Source organism: Stenotrophomonas maltophilia (assembly GCF_023518235.1).
In the GTDB taxonomy this organism is placed as follows: Bacteria; Pseudomonadota; Gammaproteobacteria; order Xanthomonadales; family Xanthomonadaceae; genus Stenotrophomonas.
In genome coordinates, this window is the sequence record NZ_CP090423.1 from 1274268 (window position 1) to 1292355 (window position 18088).

12 protein-coding genes are annotated in these 18088 nt (G+C 65.4%); 6 read left to right on the plus strand and 6 right to left on the minus strand.

Features of this window, described 5'->3' with window-relative positions; translation table 11 throughout:
* Positions 1–66: 66 nt before the first annotated feature.
* Positions 67–2820 (plus strand): aconitate hydratase AcnA, encoded by a 2754-nt coding sequence (acnA, locus tag LZ605_RS06035; protein WP_249844105.1) that lies wholly within the window; start codon positions 67–69, stop codon positions 2818–2820.
* A gap of 36 nt (positions 2821–2856) precedes the next feature.
* Here the strand turns inward: acnA and LZ605_RS06040 are convergent, their stop codons facing one another.
* Positions 2857–3081 carry a hypothetical protein gene (locus LZ605_RS06040; RefSeq protein ID WP_249844106.1) on the minus strand — a complete coding sequence of 75 codons (225 nt, stop codon included), beginning with the start codon at positions 3079–3081 and terminating at the stop codon, positions 2857–2859.
* A 125-nt stretch (positions 3082–3206) separates the two neighbouring features.
* The gene (locus LZ605_RS06045; RefSeq protein ID WP_249844107.1) at positions 3207–4757 is read right to left on the minus strand and encodes a BCCT family transporter; all 1551 of its coding nucleotides are present in this window, start codon (positions 4755–4757) and stop codon (positions 3207–3209) included.
* Between the two features lie 170 nt (positions 4758–4927).
* Between LZ605_RS06045 and betI the strand changes: the two genes are divergently transcribed.
* The 5 genes from betI to LZ605_RS06070 all read left to right on the plus strand — a co-directional run bounded on the left by betI (position 4928) and on the right by LZ605_RS06070 (position 11732).
* Positions 4928–5518, plus strand: coding sequence for a transcriptional regulator BetI (gene betI / locus LZ605_RS06050; protein ID WP_197646908.1), 591 nt, complete (start codon positions 4928–4930; stop codon positions 5516–5518).
* Positions 5519–5556: 38 nt separating this feature from the next.
* Complete coding sequence (betB, locus tag LZ605_RS06055) at positions 5557–7029, plus strand: betaine-aldehyde dehydrogenase (protein ID WP_249844108.1); 1473 nt, start codon at positions 5557–5559, stop codon at positions 7027–7029.
* Between the two features lie 102 nt (positions 7030–7131).
* On the plus strand, positions 7132–8814 hold the full coding sequence (betA, locus tag LZ605_RS06060; protein ID WP_249844109.1) for a choline dehydrogenase: 1683 nt from the start codon (positions 7132–7134) through the stop codon (positions 8812–8814).
* Positions 8815–9021: 207 nt separating this feature from the next.
* Complete coding sequence (locus LZ605_RS06065; protein WP_249844110.1) at positions 9022–10698, plus strand: long-chain fatty acid--CoA ligase; 1677 nt, start codon at positions 9022–9024, stop codon at positions 10696–10698.
* A gap of 161 nt (positions 10699–10859) precedes the next feature.
* A complete protein-coding gene (locus LZ605_RS06070) occupies positions 10860–11732 on the plus strand; it encodes a crotonase/enoyl-CoA hydratase family protein (protein WP_249844111.1) in 873 nt (290 codons plus the stop codon).
* 134 nt (positions 11733–11866) lie between these two features.
* On the opposite strand, the gene LZ605_RS06075 is transcribed toward LZ605_RS06070, so the two are convergent.
* From LZ605_RS06075 to lysS, 4 genes are all read right to left on the minus strand, one after another.
* A complete protein-coding gene (locus LZ605_RS06075) occupies positions 11867–12991 on the minus strand; it encodes a DUF2971 domain-containing protein (protein WP_249844112.1) in 1125 nt (374 codons plus the stop codon).
* Positions 12992–12994: 3 nt separating this feature from the next.
* Positions 12995–15172 (minus strand): response regulator, encoded by a 2178-nt coding sequence (locus LZ605_RS06080; protein WP_249844113.1) that lies wholly within the window; start codon positions 15170–15172, stop codon positions 12995–12997.
* Positions 15169–16314: a response regulator gene (locus tag LZ605_RS06085; RefSeq protein ID WP_249844114.1), complete on the minus strand. Its 1146-nt coding sequence runs from the start codon at positions 16312–16314 to the stop codon at positions 15169–15171. The genes LZ605_RS06080 and LZ605_RS06085 overlap by 4 nt, the downstream gene beginning before the upstream one ends.
* Positions 16315–16518: 204 nt before the next feature.
* Positions 16519–18030 (minus strand): lysine--tRNA ligase, encoded by a 1512-nt coding sequence (gene lysS, locus LZ605_RS06090; RefSeq protein WP_249844115.1) that lies wholly within the window; start codon positions 18028–18030, stop codon positions 16519–16521.
* Positions 18031–18088 lie beyond the last annotated feature (58 nt).

Below are 18088 nucleotides of genomic sequence, written 5' to 3' on the forward strand. Positions count from 1 at the left end.
GTCACACGCAAGCAGGCCCGCCACGGCGGGCCACTGCAAGCCAACCGCAAGAAGGAGTTACCCCGCATGAGCGATTCGTTCTCCACCCGCAGCCAGCTGAACGTCGGCGGCAAGACCTACGACTATTTCAGCCTGCCCACGCTGGGCCAGCGCTTCGATATCTCCCACCTGCCCTACTCGATGAAGATCCTGCTGGAGAACCTGCTCCGGCATGAGGACGGCGGCGCCACCGTCGGCCCGGACCACATCGAAGCCGTGGCCCGCTGGAACCCGTCCGCCGAACCGGACACCGAAATCGCCTTCATGCCGGCGCGCGTGGTCCTGCAGGACTTCACCGGCGTGCCCTGCGTGGTCGACCTGGCCGCGATGCGCGATGCGGTGGTCAAGCTCGGCGGCTCGCCCGAGCAGATCAACCCGCAGATTCCCTCCGAGCTGGTCATCGACCACTCGGTGCAGGTCGACGTGTTCGGCAAGCCGGACGCGCTGGACCTCAACGGCAAGATCGAATTCCAGCGCAACCAGGAGCGCTACGGCTTCCTGCGCTGGGGCCAGAAGGCCTTCGACAACTTCAAGGTGGTGCCGCCCAACACCGGCATCGTCCACCAGGTGAACCTGGAAAACCTGGCCCGCGTAGTGATGACCGCGGACAAGGACGGCAAGGCGGTGGCCTACCCCGATACCGTGTTCGGCACCGACAGCCACACCACCATGATCAACGGCATCGGCGTGCTCGGCTGGGGCGTGGGCGGCATCGAAGCGGAGGCGGCCATGCTCGGCCAGCCGTCGTCGATGCTGATCCCGCAGGTGGTCGGCTTCAAGCTCACCGGCAGGCTGCCCGAAGGCGCCACTGCCACCGATCTGGTGCTGACCGTCACCCAGATGCTGCGCAAGCTGGGCGTGGTCGGCAAGTTCGTCGAGTTCTACGGTGACGGCCTGCAGCACCTGCCGCTGGCCGACCGTGCCACCATCGGCAACATGGCCCCGGAATACGGCGCCACGTGCGGCATCTTCCCGATCGACGCCGAGTCGCTGAACTACCTGCGCCTGTCCGGCCGCAGCGAAGAGCAGATCAACCTGGTCGAGGCCTACGCCAAGGCGCAGGGCCTGTGGCACGAACCGGGCAGCCCGCACGCCCAGTACAGCACTACGCTGGAACTGGACATGGGCACGGTGAAGCCGTCGCTGGCCGGCCCCAAGCGCCCGCAGGACCGCGTGCTGCTGGAAGACGTGCAGAAGAACTACCGCGAAGCGCTGGTCGGCATGACCGCCAACCGTGACAAGCGCAGCGAGGATGTGTCCTCGTTCGTCAATGAAGGCGGCGGCGCTGCGGTCGGCAACGAGCAGCTGGCCAAGGGCTTTGCCGACATCGAGATCGAGAACCGCAAGGTGCGGCTGAAGGACGGCGCAGTGGTGATCGCCGCCATCACCTCCTGCACCAACACCTCCAACCCGGCGGTGATGATCGGCGCCGGCCTGCTGGCGCGCAACGCGGCGGCCAAGGGCCTGAACCGCCAGCCGTGGGTGAAGACCTCGCTCGGCCCAGGCTCGCGCGTGGTTACCGATTACCTGGAAAAGGCCGGCGTGCTGAGGGAGCTGGAGAAGATCGGCTTCTACGTGGTCGGCTACGGCTGCACCACCTGCATCGGCAACTCCGGCCCGCTGCCGACCGAAGTCAGCGCCGGCATCGCCGCCGGCGATCTGGTGGTCACCTCGGTACTGTCGGGCAACCGCAACTTCGAGGGCCGCGTGCATCCCGAAGTGAAGATGAACTACCTGGCCAGCCCGCCGCTGGTGGTGGCCTACGCCATCGCCGGCACCACCGACATCGACCTGACCACCCAGCCGCTGGGCACCGGCAGCGATGGCCAGCCGGTGTTCCTGCGCGACATCTGGCCGAGCAACAAGGAAATCGGCGATGTCATCGCCGCCACCATCGGTCCGGAGATGTTCAAGCAGAACTACGCTGACGTATTCAAGGGTGATACCCGCTGGAACACCATCGCCTCGCCGGACGGCAACCTGTACGAGTGGAGCGATGCCTCCACCTACATCAAGAACCCGCCGTATTTCGATGGCATGACCATGCAGACCGGCAGCATCGACGACGTGCACGGCGCACGCGTGATGGGCCTGTTCGGCGACTCGATCACCACCGACCACATCTCCCCGGCCGGCAACATCAAGAAGGACTCGCCGGCAGGCCGCTTCCTGCAGGAGCGCGGCGTGCAGCCGGCCGATTTCAACAGCTACGGCAGCCGCCGCGGCAACGATGATGTGATGGTCCGCGGCACCTTCGCCAACATCCGCATCAAGAACCTGATGTTCGGTGGCGAGGAAGGCGGCAACACCCTGTACTACCCCGCCGCTGGCGGCCAGCCGGAAAAGCTGGCGATCTACGATGCGGCCATGAAGTACAAGGCCGACAAGGTGCCGCTGGTGGTGCTGGCCGGCAAGGAATACGGCACCGGCTCGTCGCGCGACTGGGCGGCCAAAGGCACCCTCCTGCTGGGGGTGAAGGCAGTCATCGCCGAAAGCTTCGAGCGCATCCACCGTTCCAACCTGGTCGGCATGGGCGTGCTGCCGCTGCAGTTCCGCAACGGCGAGAACGCGCAGTCGCTGGGCCTGGACGGCTCGGAGGTGATCGACATCACCGGCCTGCAGGACGGTGCCAGCAAGCGCGCCACGGTCACCGCGACCAAGGCCGACGGCACAAAGAAGACCTTCGAGGTCTCGGTGATGCTGCTGACCCCGAAGGAAGTGGAGTACTTCCGCCACGGTGGCCTGCTGCAGTACGTGCTGCGCCAGCTGGCCAGCAAGTAACGCGCCACCTGTAGAGCCGGGCCATGCTCGGCTGCATTACCGCCAACCGCAGCCGAGCATCGGCTCGGCTCTACAGATGCACTGCCCTACGGCCAGACGCCGTAGATCCGCCACGGCGCCGCACTCGACCCGCACGCGGAACTGGCCGATGTCACCCACCGCCAGTACCGGAAAATCGAGCTGCTGCATCGGCGGTGGCATCGGCTCGGCACGCAGCGGAACCGCAGCGGACAGCAACAGGCAACAGAGAAGTCGTTTCATCGGGATCTCCTGCTTGAAGAGACCCCATGGTCGATCACGACGGCATCCGACGTATCTGACGTATCCAGGCATGCAATGAAATGTGGCAGGCATCGGCACGCGCCGGTGCCCAACCGCACCGGCCCTCAGCGTCGCGGCGCGTCCGGGTCGGTGCGCAGCGCCTTCAGCAGGCCCCACATGTAGAACGCCAGGATGAACGAGAACGGCAGGCCGCACAGCACCACCGCCGTCTGCATCGCGCTGAAGTTGCCCGCCAGCAGCAGGCCGACGCTGGCCACGGTGATGCCCACCGCCCAGAACACGCGCAGCCAGATCGGCGCGTCGTGGCCGTCCTCCACGCCGTCATCGACGCGGCGGGTGCACAGGTTGGCGATCATCAGCGTGCCCGAATCGACCGGGGTCAGGAACAGCACGAAACCGATCACCACCGCGGCACCGGCCACGTACGGCGCGGCAGGCAGGTATTCCAGCAGCTTGAACAGCGTCATCGCCGCATCGTTCTGCGCCACCTCACCGAGGATCGCCTGGCCGTGATTGAGCACCAGATCGATGGCGGTGTTGCCGAAGATCGACAGCCACGCCAGGGTGAAGCCGAGCGGGATCAGCAGCACGCCCATGATCACTTCGCGGATGGTGCGGCCACGCGAAATGCGCGCCACGAAAAGGCCGACGAACGGTGCCCAGGCAATCCACCACGCCCAGTAGAACAGCGTCCACGAGCCCATCCACTCGCGACCCTTGGGGTCGTTGAGGTACATGTCGAAGCTCTTGCGCACGAACGCGCCCAGGTAGTCGCCGGTGTTCTGGATCAGGCCGTCGAACAGGTGCAGGGTCGGGCCGGTGACCAGCACGAACAGCAGCAGGCCGCACAGCAGGCGCACGTTGAGATTGGAGAGCCAGGCGATGCCCTTCTCCACACCCGCCACCACGCCTATGGTGGCCACCGCCATCATCACCAGCACGATCGCCACCAGCACCTGCGGCGTATCCGGGATGTTGAACAGGTAGACCAGGCCGGACTGCACCACCAGCGCACCGATGCCGAGGTTGGTCACCATCGAGATCAGCGTGGCCAGGATGCCGAACCCATCGACCATGTCGCCGATGCGACCATGGATGCGCTCACCGAAGATCGGGTACAGCGCCGAGCGCAGCGCCAGCGGCAGGTCGCGGCGATAGGCGAAGTAGCCCAGCGCCACGCCGACCAGCGCGTACAACGCCCAGCCGTGCAGGCCCCAGTGCAGGAAGGTCAGCACCATCGCCTCGCGGCCGGCGGCCACGGTGCCGCCGGGCTGCCCGGGCGGATGCAGGAAGTGGTCCAGCGGCTCGTAGGCGCCGTAGTACAGCAGCGCGATGCCGATGCCGGCCGAGAACAGCATCGACACCCAGGCCACGTAACCGAAGGCCGGTGATTCCTCGTTATGGCCCAGGCGGATGCGGCCATACGGCGAAAACGCCAGCCACAGCACGAAGCCCAGGCACAGCACGATCAGCAGCATGTACCACCAGCCGAACGCTGCCGAGACCTCGGCCTGGGCCCATTGCAGCCAGTGCTCGCTGCCTTCGGGATAGAGAACGGTGAGCAGCCCGAGGATGCCGATCGACACCGAGGAGCTGAAGAAGACAAAACGGTTCAAGCGCAGGGGCGAACGCTTGGGATGAGCCAGGGAAGACATGGGGTCGTCTCATCAAGTCCGAGGGAGCACATGGGCGGGGCCGGACCGGTAAACCGGGCCCATGGCGTGGGGCGCGAGCGCATCCTAGGGTTTATTGATTGAACGTTCAATCAATAAAAAGCATAATGGCCGGCAGCCCGATCCTTCGGGTCGCAATCCGTGGAGAGACAATGCCGAAGAAAGGCGTGGAACCGGTACGGCGCGAGCAGCTGATCCGGGCCACTTTCCAGACCATCGACGAGATCGGCATGGCCGATGCGACCGTCGCCACCATCGCGAAGAAGGCCGGGCTGTCCAGCGGCATCGTCGCCCACTACTTCGGCGACAAGGACGGCCTGCTCAATGCTGCAATGCGGCAGATCCTGCGTGAACTGAAGGACGCCGTCGCCCGCTACCGCGCCGAGGTTGGCGACGATCCGCGCGAGCAGCTGCGCGCGATCGTCGATGGCAATTTCGACGACAGCCAGATCAACGGCACCGCGATGCGCGTCTGGCTGACCTTCTGGGCCGCCAGCATGCACCAGCCGGAACTGGCCCGGCTGCAGCGCGCCAACGACCAGCGCCTGTTCTCCAACCTGTGCCACCAGTTCAACCGCCTGCTGCCCCACCCGCAGGCCCGCCTGGCCGCCCGCGGCCTGGCCGCGATGATCGACGGCCTGTGGCTGCGCGGCAGCCTGGTCGGCGGCCAGTTCAACGCCGAGAAGTCCCGGCGCATCGCATACGGCTATATCGACTTCCAGTTGCAGGCTGGCGCGCTATAAGCGCTTCAGCACCCGCCCCCTTCCAAGGAGTACGCCCCATGACCACCCTGCCCGTCCAACAGCTCTACATCCACGGCCAGCGCGTCGATGCCACCAGCGGCAAGACCTTCAAGACCGTCAACCCGGCCACCGGTGAAGTGATCGCCGAGGTCCAGGTCGCCAGCCAGGCCGACGTCGAGCGCGCCGTGCAGAGCGCGGCCGAAGGCCAGAAGGTGTGGGCGGCGATGACCGCCATGGAGCGTTCGCGCATCCTGCGCCGCGCCGTCGAGATCCTGCGTGAACGCAACGACGAGCTGGCCCACCTGGAAACCCTGGACACCGGCAAGGCACTGGCCGAAACCACCACCGTGGACATCGTCACCGGTGCCGACGTGGTCGAGTACTACGCCGGCCTGGCCACCGCCATCGAAGGCATCCAGCTGCCGCTGCGCGAGTCGAGCTTCTTCTACACCCGCCGCGAGCCGCTGGGCGTGGTCGCCGGCATCGGCGCCTGGAACTACCCGATCCAGATCGCCATGTGGAAGTCGGCCCCGGCCCTGGCCGCCGGCAACGCGATGGTGTTCAAGCCGTCGGAAGTGACCCCACTGACCGCGATCAAGCTGGCCGAGATCTACACCGAAGCCGGCGTGCCGGCCGGCGTGTTCAACGTCGTGCAGGGCCCGGGCCGCGAGATCGGCCAGTGGCTGACCGAGCACCCGGTGATCGAGAAGATCTCCTTCACCGGCGGCGTCGCCACCGGCAAGAAGGTGATGGCCAGCGCCGCGTCCTCGTCGCTGAAGGAAGTGACCATGGAGCTGGGCGGCAAGTCGCCGCTGGTGATCTGCGATGACGCCGACCTCGACCGCGCCGCCGACATCGCGGTGATGGCCAACTTCTTCAGCTCCGGCCAGGTCTGCACCAACGGCACCCGCGTGTTCGTGCCGCGCAGCATGCTGGCTGCCTTCGAGGCCGCCGTGGTCGAGCGCGTCAAGCGCATCCGCATCGGTGACCCGATGGCCGCCGAGACCAACTTCGGCCCGCTGACCAGCTTCCCGCACATGGAAAACGTGCTGCGCTACATCGAAAGCGGCAAGGCCGAAGGCGCCCGCCTGCTGACCGGCGGCGGCCGTGCCACCGAAGGCGCACTGGCCAATGGCGCCTACGTGCTGCCGACCGTGTTCTCCGACTGCCGCGATGACATGACCATCGTCAAGGAAGAGATCTTCGGGCCGGTGATGAGCATCCTCGCCTACGACGACGAAGACGAAGTGGTGCGTCGTGCCAACGACACCACCTTCGGCCTGGCCGCCGGTGTGGTCAGCAAGGATGTCAGCCGCGCCCACCGCATCATCCACCGCCTGGAAGCCGGCATCTGCTGGATCAACACCTGGGGTGAATCGCCGGCCGAAATGCCGGTCGGCGGCTACAAGGAATCCGGCGTCGGCCGCGAGAACGGCCTTTCCACCCTCGGCCACTACACCCGCATCAAGTCGGTGCAGGTCGAGCTGGGCGACTACGCCAGCGTGTTCTGACCGGCGCGCCCTGCGCGCGCCCCATCGTGCGGCCATCGTGCCGATCCGACATTCCGCCGGGACGCCTGCATGCAGCGCGCCCCCGGCCTGCAGGAGACACCCATGAGCACCCACAACGAGTACGACTACATCATCATCGGCGCCGGTTCGGCCGGCAACGTGCTGGCCACCCGCCTCACCGAAGATGCCGATGTCAGCGTGCTGCTGCTGGAAGCCGGTGGCCCGGACTACCGGCTCGACTTCCGTACCCAGATGCCGGCCGCACTGGCCTTCCCGTTGCAGGGCAAGCGCTACAACTGGGCGTACAAGACCGATCCCGAGCCCTTCATGAACAACCGCCGCATGGATTGCGGCCGCGGCAAGGGCCTGGGCGGCTCGTCGCTGATCAACGGCATGTGCTACATCCGCGGCAACGCGATGGACTACGACAACTGGGCCAGCATGCCGGGCCTGGAAGACTGGACCTACCTGGACTGCCTGCCGTACTTCCGCAAGGCCGAAACCCGCGACATCGGCCCCAACGACTACCACGGCGGTGACGGCCCGCTGCGCGTGACCACGCCCAAGGCCGGCAACAACGAGCTGTTCGCGGCGATGGTCGAGGCCGGCGTGCAGGCCGGCTACCCGCGCACCGACGACCTCAACGGCTACCAGCAGGAAGGCTTCGGCCCGATGGACCGCACGGTCACCCCGCAGGGCCGTCGTTCCAGCACCGCCCGTGGCTACCTGGACCTGGCCAAGCCGCGCCCGAACCTGACCATCGTCACCCACGCGCTGACCGACCGCATCCTGTTCTCGGGCAAGCGCGCGGTGGGCGTGCAGTGGCTGCACAACGACCAGCCGCAGCGCGCCACCGCGCGCCGCGAAGTGCTGCTGTGCGGCGGCGCCATCGCCTCGCCGCAGATCCTGCAGCGCTCCGGCGTCGGCCCGGCCGACCTGCTGCGCAGCCTGGACATCGACCTGGTGCACCACCTGCCCGGCGTCGGCGCCAACCTGCAGGACCACCTTGAGATGTACCTGCAGTACGAGTGCAAGAAGCCGGTGTCGCTGGCGCCGGCGCTGAAGCTGTACAACCAGCCCGCAATTGGTGCCGAGTGGCTGTTCCTGGGCACCGGCATCGGCGCCAGCAACCAGTTCGAGGCCGGCGGCTTCATCCGCAGCGACGCCGAGTTCGACTGGCCGAACCTGCAGTACCACTTCCTGCCGGTGGCGATCAATTACAACGGCTCCAACCCGATCAAGGCGCACAGCTTCCAGATGCACGTCGGTTCGATGCGCTCGCCCAGCCGTGGCCGCATCCACGTGCGTTCCAAGGATCCGCGCGAACATCCCAGCATCCTGTTCAACTACATGTCGCACGACCAGGACTGGCGCGAGTTCCGTGCGGCGATCCGCATCACCCGCGAGATCTTCGCGCAGCCGGCGCTGGCACCGTACAGCGGCCGCGAGATCTCGCCGGGCAGCGCACTGCAGACCGATGCACAGATCGATGCGTTCGTGCGCGAGCATGCCGAGACCGCCTACCACCCGTCGTGCTCGAACAAGATGGGCCACGCCGACGACCCGATGGCAGTGGTCGATGGCCAGGGCCGCGTGCACGGCCTGGAAGGCCTGCGCATCGTCGATGCCTCGATCATGCCGCAGGTGGTGACCGGCAACCTCAACGCGCCGACCATCATGATGGCCGAGAAGCTGGCCGACGTGATCCGCGGCCGCACCCCGCTGGCCCGCAGCACCGCGCCGTACTACAAGGCCAACGGCGCACCGGTGCGCAACAAGGGCTGAGCCGCAAACCGGCAGGTGCCCACCTTGGTGGGCACGCCTCCGCCGCGCCCCTCGCAATCCCGTGCCGACCAAGGTCGGCACCTACCCTTGCCGCCGCCGCGAACCCCTCTTCGCGTTTTCCCTACGGCGGGGTATGCTGCAATGAACGGCCATTGTCGCTACGCTCAGGGCCGCAACCTAATACATCATGATTCCTGGAGGGGGAATATGAGTCTGGATCGTCCCTGGCTGCAGAGCTATCCGAAAGGCGTTCCCGCCGAAATCGACGTCAACGAATTCCATTCGGTCGCTTCGGTCTTCGACGCTTCCGTGGCCAAGTTCCGCGACCGCCCCGCCTACTCCAGCTTCGGCAAGGTGCTGACCTACGGCGAGACCGACGCGCTGGTCGAGCAGTTCGCGGCCTACCTGCTGGGTGAGCTCAAGCTCAAGAAGGGCGACCGCGTCGCCCTGATGATGCCCAACTGCCTGCAGTACCCCATCGCCACCTTCGGCGTGCTGCGCGCCGGCCTGACCGTGGTCAACGTCAACCCGCTGTACACCGCGCGCGAGCTCAAGCATCAGCTGGTCGACGCCGGCGTGGCCGCGCTGGTGGTGGTGGACAACTTCGGCGACACCGTCGAGCAGGTCATCGCCGATACGCCGGTCAAGCACGTGGTCACCACCGGCCTGGGCGACCTGCTCGGCGGCAAGGGCGTGATCGTCAACTTCGTGCTGAAGTACGTCAAGAAGATGGTCCCCAACTACCATCTCAAGGGTGCGGTGCGCTTCAAGCAGGCGCTCAAGCTGGGCAGCCGCCACAGCCTGCCCAAGGTCGAGATCGACCATGACGACATCGCCTTCCTGCAGTACACCGGTGGCACCACCGGCGTGGCCAAGGGCGCGATGCTGACCAACCGCAACCTGATCGCCAACATGCAGCAGGCCTCGGCCTGGATCAGTGCATCGGGCATCGAGATGGGCAAGGAGTGGATCATCACCGCCCTGCCGCTGTACCACATCTTCGCGCTGACGGCCAACGGCCTGGTCTTCATGAAGTTTGGTGGCTGCAACCACCTGATCACCAACCCACGCGACATGAAGGGCTTCGTCAAGGAGCTCAAGTCGGTACGCTTCACGGCCATCACCGGCGTCAACACGCTGTTCAACGGCCTGCTCAATACCCCCGGCTTCGATACGGTCGACTTCTCCTCGCTGAAGGTCACCCTGGGCGGCGGCATGGCCGTACAGCGCGCCGTCGCCGAGCGCTGGAAGAAGGTGACCGGCGTGACCCTGGTCGAGGCCTACGGCCTGACCGAAACCTCGCCCGCCGCCTGCATCAACCCGCTCACCCTGACCGAGTACAACGGCTCGATCGGCCTGCCGATTCCGTCCACCGATGCCTGCATCAAGGACGACAACAGCGCCATCCTGCCGTTGGGTGAGGTGGGCGAGCTGTGCATCAAGGGCCCGCAGGTCATGAAGGGCTACTGGCAGCGGCCGGACGAGACCGCAAAGGCCATCGACGCCGACGGCTGGCTGCACACCGGCGACATGGCAAGGATGGACGAGCACGGCTTCTGCTACATCGTCGACCGCAAGAAGGACATGATCCTGGTGTCCGGCTTCAACGTGTACCCGAACGAAGTCGAAGACGTCATCGCGATGATGCCGGGCGTGCTGGAAGTGGCTGCCGTGGGCGTGCCGGATGAGAAGTCCGGTGAAGTGGTCAAGGTGGTCATCGTGAAGAAGGACCCCAACCTGACCGCCGAAATGGTCAAGGAACACGCCAGGGCCAACCTGACCGGCTACAAGCACCCCAAAATCGTTGAATTCCGAAAGGAGCTGCCGAAGACCAACGTCGGCAAGATTCTTCGCCGCGAACTGCGAGATACGCCCGCCCAGTAAGGGTTTGGGGCTGTCTGGATGAGCATGGGCCCGGGACGGAAACGTCCCGGGCCCTTTCGCATGCGCCGCCCCGGGGGCGGTGTAGCATCGCCGCGTGTGTGGACCGTTCGGCCCGCCGGCCACCCACCTCATTCTGCGGGCCGCATGCCGAGGAATCTTCCATGAGTACCATCGAAAAGCTGCCCACCAGCGGCTCCCCCTTTGCCACCATCCGTACCGAAGACAGCGCCGATGGCGCGGCCCACTGGCTGTTCATGCACGCCGACGCGGCCACCGGCATCCGCCCCTGCTGCCGCAAGGACATGCTGGATGAAATGTGGAGCTACATGGCCGCCATCACCCGTGGCCCGGCTGAACGCAACAGCGGCAAGCTGCGCCACTTCGTGCTGGCCTCCGACGCCGCCGCCTACAACCTGGGCGGCGACCTGGACCTGTTCACCCGCCTGATCCGTGAAGGCAACCGCGATCTTCTGCTCAGCTATGCCCAACGCTGCGTGGAGGGCGTACACCACCTGCACACCGGCTTCGGCGGCGACATCCGCTCGATTGCCCTGATCCAGGGTGACGCACTGGGCGGCGGCCTGGAAATGGCCCTGGCCTGCCACACCATCGTCGCCGAAGAAGGCAGCGGCCTGGGCCTGCCCGAAGTGCTGTTCGGGCTGTTCCCGGGCATGGGCGCCTATTCCTTCCTGTGCCGCCGTGTCTCCCCGCACCTGGCCGAGAAGATCATCCTGGACGGACGCGTCTACAGCGCCGAGGAGATGTACGCGATGGGCGTGGTGGACGTACTGGTGAAGAAGGGAGAAGGACGTGCGGCGGTGGAAGACCTGATCCGCCAGCAGCAGCGCATCCCGCAGTCGTACCTGGCAATGAACGCCGCGCGCGCCATCGCCCAGCCGGTCAGCTACGACGAACTGCTGGAAATCACCAAGGTCTGGGTCGACTCCGCCCTGGTTCTTGGCGACCGTTCGCTGCGCACCATGGATCGCCTGATCAAGGCCCAGACCCGTCGCGCCAGCCTCGACGCGGCCTGATTCACCCTCCCCCAGAAGGGTTCAAGCCCGGTTGGCCACCGGGCTTTTTTTAATGACCAATCAGCACAACACCTCGTCGCGGTGCGCGGTTGAACCGATAGAAGTTGCTACTCCGGCTCGCCGCGGCAGGGTCGTCATCTCCAAAACTTCGAATGGGGTTCGGGCGTCAACCGATATTCACTGTTGCTGACGCGCATCTTGAATATCCGCTCCACATGATCGAGGTGACGATTCCCCTTCAGTACCTTCAGGCATTCCCGCTCATCCGCGCGTCGACCAAAATAGATCGCGCTTATGGCCGCCGGATCCACCCTGAACAAGTGGATCACCGGACCATCGGAATTCGCGGAAAGGTGATGAACTTCCTTCCTGACACCGAAGTCACCGACATCGTCCTGCATCTCAAATCCAATCGGAAAGCAGACATTGATGCGCCCGACGTCCGGCTCGGTGAGCTCGACATCATCGAGCCCATCGCATACACCGCGGATATGAATGCAATCATCGGACGCAATGGAATCGGCTTCACAGAGCTCGACAACCGAGCGCCACTCCTTCTCGTACATCCAGTCAATTGCTTTCGTGAAGAGTATCGCCCGACTGAACTTCCTCCAATGAAACTCATTGGAAGAATCGGGATCGGCGTATTCAGACCTGTCAAATGCCGGCATCTCCCTCCTGTATCTCACCTTCTCTGGAAACTCGAAAGCACTGGAGGGAAATCGATCTCCAAACCGACTCATGCGCGCTCCAGCTTCACCCTGAACACATGATCCAGCAAAGAGCGGCTTGCTCATATCGAACTCAACAACCATCCCCCGGTGCTCATCCGCGTAGTGTGCCCACATCAAGGGATTGTCGAAATCCTCGGTAAAGGAGATAACCCCTAGATTATCGAACTCACCCTCGAGCGCCTCCATCTGACCCCGAACATACTCGTCGTCGATCTCGCCGCAGGAATTGCCGCCAGCATTGAAGTATTTGGCAAGCGCCTGGACCGCATCCCGCACCTGCACCCTATTGAACTGCATCTCAAAAGGATCATTGAGACCGCGCGCAGGCGTGGCACGAATCATCGTATTACTGAAGAACTCTTCCCTCAAAGGCATGTACTTGTAAAGAAATCTTGGCGTATCCATGCATTCACCATCCAGAAACAAAAAGCTGCACGCAACCTCTTTGCGACAGCCAGCGATCGCGTAGATTGGCATATCCTTATCATTGCGCTGGCGGGGATATGCAGCGTCGGCAATAGCCAACGTTCACCGCGCCTCACCGTCATCGGCAGCACTGCGCAGCCGGCGTTCGGCCCGCGCATCCAGCGCGCGGCGGCCTTCCTTGATCGCTTCCTGCAGGATCGACAGGCGCGTGCGCCATTCCGCCTTCAACTGCCAATCGGCCATGCGCATCAGCTCACCGGCCCGGTTGGCCGCGCGCATCAGGCCCAGGTTGCTGGCCACGCCCTTGATCGCGTGGGCCTGCTCGCGGAAGACCTCCCACTGCGCACCCTCACCGGACTGCTCGGCCTTGCCCATGCAGGTGGCCGCATCTTCCAGGCACTGGCGGATGAACTCGCGCTCGAATCCCTCGCCCATGCCCAGCGAGGCCAGCTCATCGAGCACGCTGCTGTCGAGCACCCCCTCCGGCAACGCGGTGGATGAGCGCACCACGGGCGCAGCCATGGTCTTCAACTGCGCGTTGCTGGCGATCTCGGCCAGGGTGTCGAGCAGGCGCACGGCCACCACCGGCTTGGCCAGGAACGCGTGCGCCCCAGCCTGGGTGCAGCGCTGGATCGCCTCGGGCGTGACATCGGCGCTGAGCACCAGCACCGGCGTGCGCGGACCGCCGCCGGCCTGCATCACCCGCAGCTCCTTGAGCATGTCCAGTCCGCTCATGCCCGGCATGTGCAGGTCCACGATCACCGCATCGAACTCGCTGTCAGCCAGCGCGTCGAGCACCGCTTCACCGCCATCCACGCACAGCACGCGGTGTCCAGCCTTCTGCAGCAGCCGCTGCAGCACCATGCGGTTGGCCTCGTGGTCGTCGGCCACCAGGATCTGCATGCTGCGCACCCGCGCGCGATGGCGCAGGAACGGATCGGCAAAGGCGATCACATTGCCACTCTGGCCGGTCTCGTCGCCCGCGGCCAGGGTCGGTACCGCGCCCGGCACCATCGGCTGCGGTGGCGCGAACGGCAGTTCAACCCAGAAGTGGCTGCCGCGCGGCGGGTTGTCCAGATAGCCGATCTCACCCTCCATGGCTTCGACCAGGCCCTTGGCGATGGTCGTGCCCAGGCCGGTCCCTTCATGGCGGCGCGCCATGCTCACATCGGCCTGCTCGAACGCATCGAACAGCCGCGGCCGCATCGCAGGGGGCACGCCGATACCGGTATCGAGGATGTCAAAACGTAGCCGCACCGCGCCGCTGGTGTCGGCGTGGACCACGCCCACCCGGATCTCGACGCGGCCGTGATCGGTGAACTTGACCGCATTGCCGGCCAGGTTCAGCAGGATCTGGCGCAGGTGCCCGACATCGCCGCGCAGCCGCGGAGGGACGCCGTCGGCCACCTTCACCCGGTAGTCCAGGCGCTTGGCCTTGGCCTGTGGCAGCAGGATCAGGCCGATGGCCTGGATGACGTCGGTCAGCGCGAAGTCCTCGGCCACCACCCGCAGCTTGCCGGCCTCGATCGCCGAGATGTCCAGCACCTCCTCGACCAGGGCCAGCAGGCTGCGCGACGACGCCTGGATGGTGTTCAGGCATTCGCGCTGCTCGTCATCCAGCCGCGTGGTGGCCAGCACTTCGGTCATGCCGTTGAGGCCATTGAGCGGCGTGCGGAATTCATGGCTCATGTTGGCCAGGAAGCGGCTCTTGGCCTCGCTGGCGCGGCGCGCTTCGGCCATCGCTTCGGTCAGCTGCCGCAGCAGCGTCGAGAAATACAACGGCACCGCCGCAAGCCCCAGCCAGAGGCCGATGGCCAGGCGGAAATTGCGCTCCCAGTAGGGCGTGAGCAGCACAGTGGAACCGAAGCTGACCATCGCCATGGCCACCGCCACATACAGGTAGTGGTTGCCAAAGCGCATGCCGTTGCCGACGGTCACCCACATCACCACGATGTAGACCCAGGCCAGCGGCTCGCCCATCTGCACCATGCCGGCGGCGATCAGGCCATAGTCGGCCAGCATGCCCAGCACGCGGCGCGGGTCGGAACGGCCGGGGCGCCACAGCAGCCAGCCAAACAGCAGCACTGACAGGCTCAGGCCGGTCAGCACGATGGCCAGCACGCCCACGTACTGCGCGTGCGGCAGATCGTGGCGCGGCGCCGGCAGCAGCACGTAGGCCAGGATCAGGCTGATCAGGACGATGCGGACGATCTGTTGCCCATGCTCGCTGTCCTGCCGCTGGGACAGGCGCAGTCGCAGCCGCGACCACGCGCGTTTCACGCGCCCAGCCCCGGCCGCGCCGATGCCATCGAGTGCTCGGCACAGATGTGCTCGAGCTGTTCGCGGCCGCGCAGCAGTGCGTCCACGCAGCGTGGGTCGAACAGGCGCCCGCGCTGTGCATACAGATAGGCCAGCGTGGCTTCCATGGTCCACGCTTCCTTGTACGGGCGTGGCGATATCAGTGCGTCAAACACATCGGCCACGGCGACGATGCGCGCCTCCAGCGGAATGGCATCACCCACCAGGCCATCGGGATAGCCGCTGCCGTCGTAGCGTTCATGGTGGCGCAGCGCGATCAACGCGCCGACCTGGATGAAGCGGTTCTGGCTGCCGCTGAGCAGCTCGTGGCCAATACGCGGATGCCGGCGCATGATCGCCAGTTCTTCGTCGTTGAGCTTGCCCTGCTTGAGCAGCACCGCATCGGGAATGGCGATCTTGCCCATGTCATGCAGCGGCGCGGCCATCTCGATCAGGCGCACATCGTCTTCGGGCAGACCCAGCTGTTCGGCGATCAGGCCGGCCACGCGCGCCATGCGCTCCAGGTAGGCACTGGTGCCGGCATCACGGAACTCGATCGCCCGCGCCAGCCGCGAGAGGGTCTCGCGCTCGCGCTCCTCGACCTCGTGCATGCTCGCCAGCAACCGCTGTTCCAGCGACAAGGCGCGCTGCTTCACGTTCTCGGTCTGCTGGCGCAGCTGCAACAGGTTGTAGCAGCGCGCGCGCAGTTCGCGCGGACGGATCGGCTTGACCAGGAAATCGATGACACCCGCTTCCAGCGCCGCCTGCCGGATCGGCTCGTCGCCCACCACGGTAATCAGGATCACCGGAATGTCGCGGTGCTTGGGCAGACGCCGGAAGCGGCGGGCGAATTCCAGCCCGTCCATTTCCGGCATGCGGTAGTCGAGCAGCAGCAGATCGACCGGGTGCGCTTCGCACCAGGCCAATGCAGTCAGCGGATCGCCGAAGTCGTACACGCTCAGTTCGGGCGCGATGTCTTCGATGACATGGCGCAGCATCGTCCTGGCGGACGTCTGGTAGTCAACAATGACGATGTTCAACGCATATTCTGCCTGGTTTTTCGACCATGCTGGATCATCAGCAGGCGAGGATATTCTGCCGCTGCGAACGCTCGCACCCTGCATCGGCCTGACTCCCGTGTCATGCGTCCCGGTTCATGATCGTCATCACGGCGTGAAGCGGGCTCTCCGCACCGTGCCCTCCCCCGACGCCGATCAAGCCATACAGGACGTCAAGGGAGTGCAATAACGATACGCCTAGTGCGATAGGCGTCAATCGCGCCGTCTCATTTCGCGACGGCGCGCACAAACGGGCGTCAGAAAGACGTCTTACTGCTCCGGACGCATGTACGGGAACAGCAGTACGTCGCGGATCGAACTGCTCCCGGTCAGCAGCATCACCAGGCGGTCCACGCCGATGCCCAGGCCGCCGGTCGGGGCCATGCCGTACTCCAGCGCACGGATGTAGTCGGCATCGTAGTGCATCGCCTCGTCGTCACCGCCTTCCTTCGCGGCCACCTGGGCCTGGAAACGCTGGGCCTGGTCTTCCGGGTCGTTCAGCTCGGAGAAGCCATTGGCCAGCTCCTTGCCGTTGACGAACAGCTCGAAGCGGTCGGTATAACCCGGGTCATTGTCGTTGGCGCGGGCCAGCGGCGAGACCTCGACCGGGTGATCGGTGATGAAGGTCGGCTGGATCAGGGTGTGCTCGACGGTGGCTTCGAAGATCTCCAGCAGCAGCTTGCCCCAGCCGTAGGACGGCTTGACGCGGATCTTCAAGCGCTCGCAATGGCGCAGCAGCGCCTCGCGGTCGGTGCAGTCGGCGGCGGAAATTTCCGGATTGTGGTGGCGTACCGCCTCGTCCATGCGCCAGCGACGGAACGCCGGGCCCAGGTCGATCTTCGCACCGTCCCATTCCACTTCGGTACCACCGTTGACGGTCTGCGCCACATCGCGGATGACGCCCTCGGTCAGGTCCATGATCTCGTTGTACGTGGCATAGGCCTCGTACAGCTCCATCATGGTGAATTCCGGGTTGTGGCGGGTGCTGACACCTTCATTGCGGAAGTTGCGGTTGATCTCGTACACCCGCTCCAGGCCACCCACGGTCAGGCGCTTGAGGTACAGCTCCGGCGCCACGCGCAGGTACAGGTCCAGGTCCAGCGCGTTGTGGTGGGTGGTGAACGGCTTGGCCGCCGCGCCGCCGGGGATGTAATGCATCATCGGCGTTTCGACTTCCAGGAAGTCGCGGTTGTCCAGCCACGCGCGCATGGCGCGGATGATCTTGGAGCGCTTGATGAAGACCGCGCGCGATTCCGGGGTCACGATCAGGTCGACGTAACGCTGGCGGTAACGCTGCTCGACGTCGGCCAGGCCGTGCCACTTGTCCGGCAGCGGACGCAGCGACTTGGTCAGCAGGCGGATCGACTCGGCCTTCACCGACAGCTCGCCGGTCTTGGTGCGGGTCAGGCCACCTTCGACGGCGATGATGTCGCCCACGTCCCAGCCCTTGAAGGCGGTGTAGGCATCGCCCAGCACCGCACCCTGCAGGAACAGCTGGATGCGGCCGGACTCGTCCTGGATCTGCGCGAAGCTGGCCTTGCCCATGATGCGCTTGGCCATCAGGCGGCCGGCCATCTTCACCTGGCGACCGTTGCCTTCCAGCGCCTCGGCGGTCCACTGTTCGGCATCGGCGAATTCTTCCTGCAGGCGACCGGCGAAGTCCTGGCGACGGAAGTCGTTCGGGTACGCGATGCCCTGCCCACGCAGCGCTTTGAGTTTCTCACGGCGCTCGGCGATCAACTTGTTTTCGTCGACGGGGGGGGTATCGGTAGCTTCGCTCATGGATCTGCGGGAATCGTATAGTGAGGGGGGATGCTGCGCCCGGCACAGCCGGTTGCCC

Excerpts from the sequence above, each read along its gene's own strand:
- acnA (WP_249844105.1), top strand. The coding sequence starts at position 67 with ATGAGCGATTCGTTCTCCACCCGCAGCCAGCTGAACGTCGGCGGCAAG.
- LZ605_RS06040 (WP_249844106.1), bottom strand. The coding sequence starts at position 3,081 with ATGAAACGACTTCTCTGTTGCCTGTTGCTGTCCGCTGCGGTTCCGCTG.
- LZ605_RS06045 (WP_249844107.1), bottom strand. The coding sequence starts at position 4,757 with ATGTCTTCCCTGGCTCATCCCAAGCGTTCGCCCCTGCGCTTGAACCGT.
- betI (WP_197646908.1), top strand. The coding sequence starts at position 4,928 with ATGCCGAAGAAAGGCGTGGAACCGGTACGGCGCGAGCAGCTGATCCGG.
- betB (WP_249844108.1), top strand. The coding sequence starts at position 5,557 with ATGACCACCCTGCCCGTCCAACAGCTCTACATCCACGGCCAGCGCGTC.
- betA (WP_249844109.1), top strand. The coding sequence starts at position 7,132 with ATGAGCACCCACAACGAGTACGACTACATCATCATCGGCGCCGGTTCG.
- LZ605_RS06065 (WP_249844110.1), top strand. The coding sequence starts at position 9,022 with ATGAGTCTGGATCGTCCCTGGCTGCAGAGCTATCCGAAAGGCGTTCCC.
- LZ605_RS06070 (WP_249844111.1), top strand. The coding sequence starts at position 10,860 with ATGAGTACCATCGAAAAGCTGCCCACCAGCGGCTCCCCCTTTGCCACC.
- LZ605_RS06085 (WP_249844114.1), bottom strand. The coding sequence starts at position 16,314 with ATGCAGGGTGCGAGCGTTCGCAGCGGCAGAATATCCTCGCCTGCTGAT.
- lysS (WP_249844115.1), bottom strand. The coding sequence starts at position 18,030 with ATGAGCGAAGCTACCGATACCCCCCCCGTCGACGAAAACAAGTTGATC.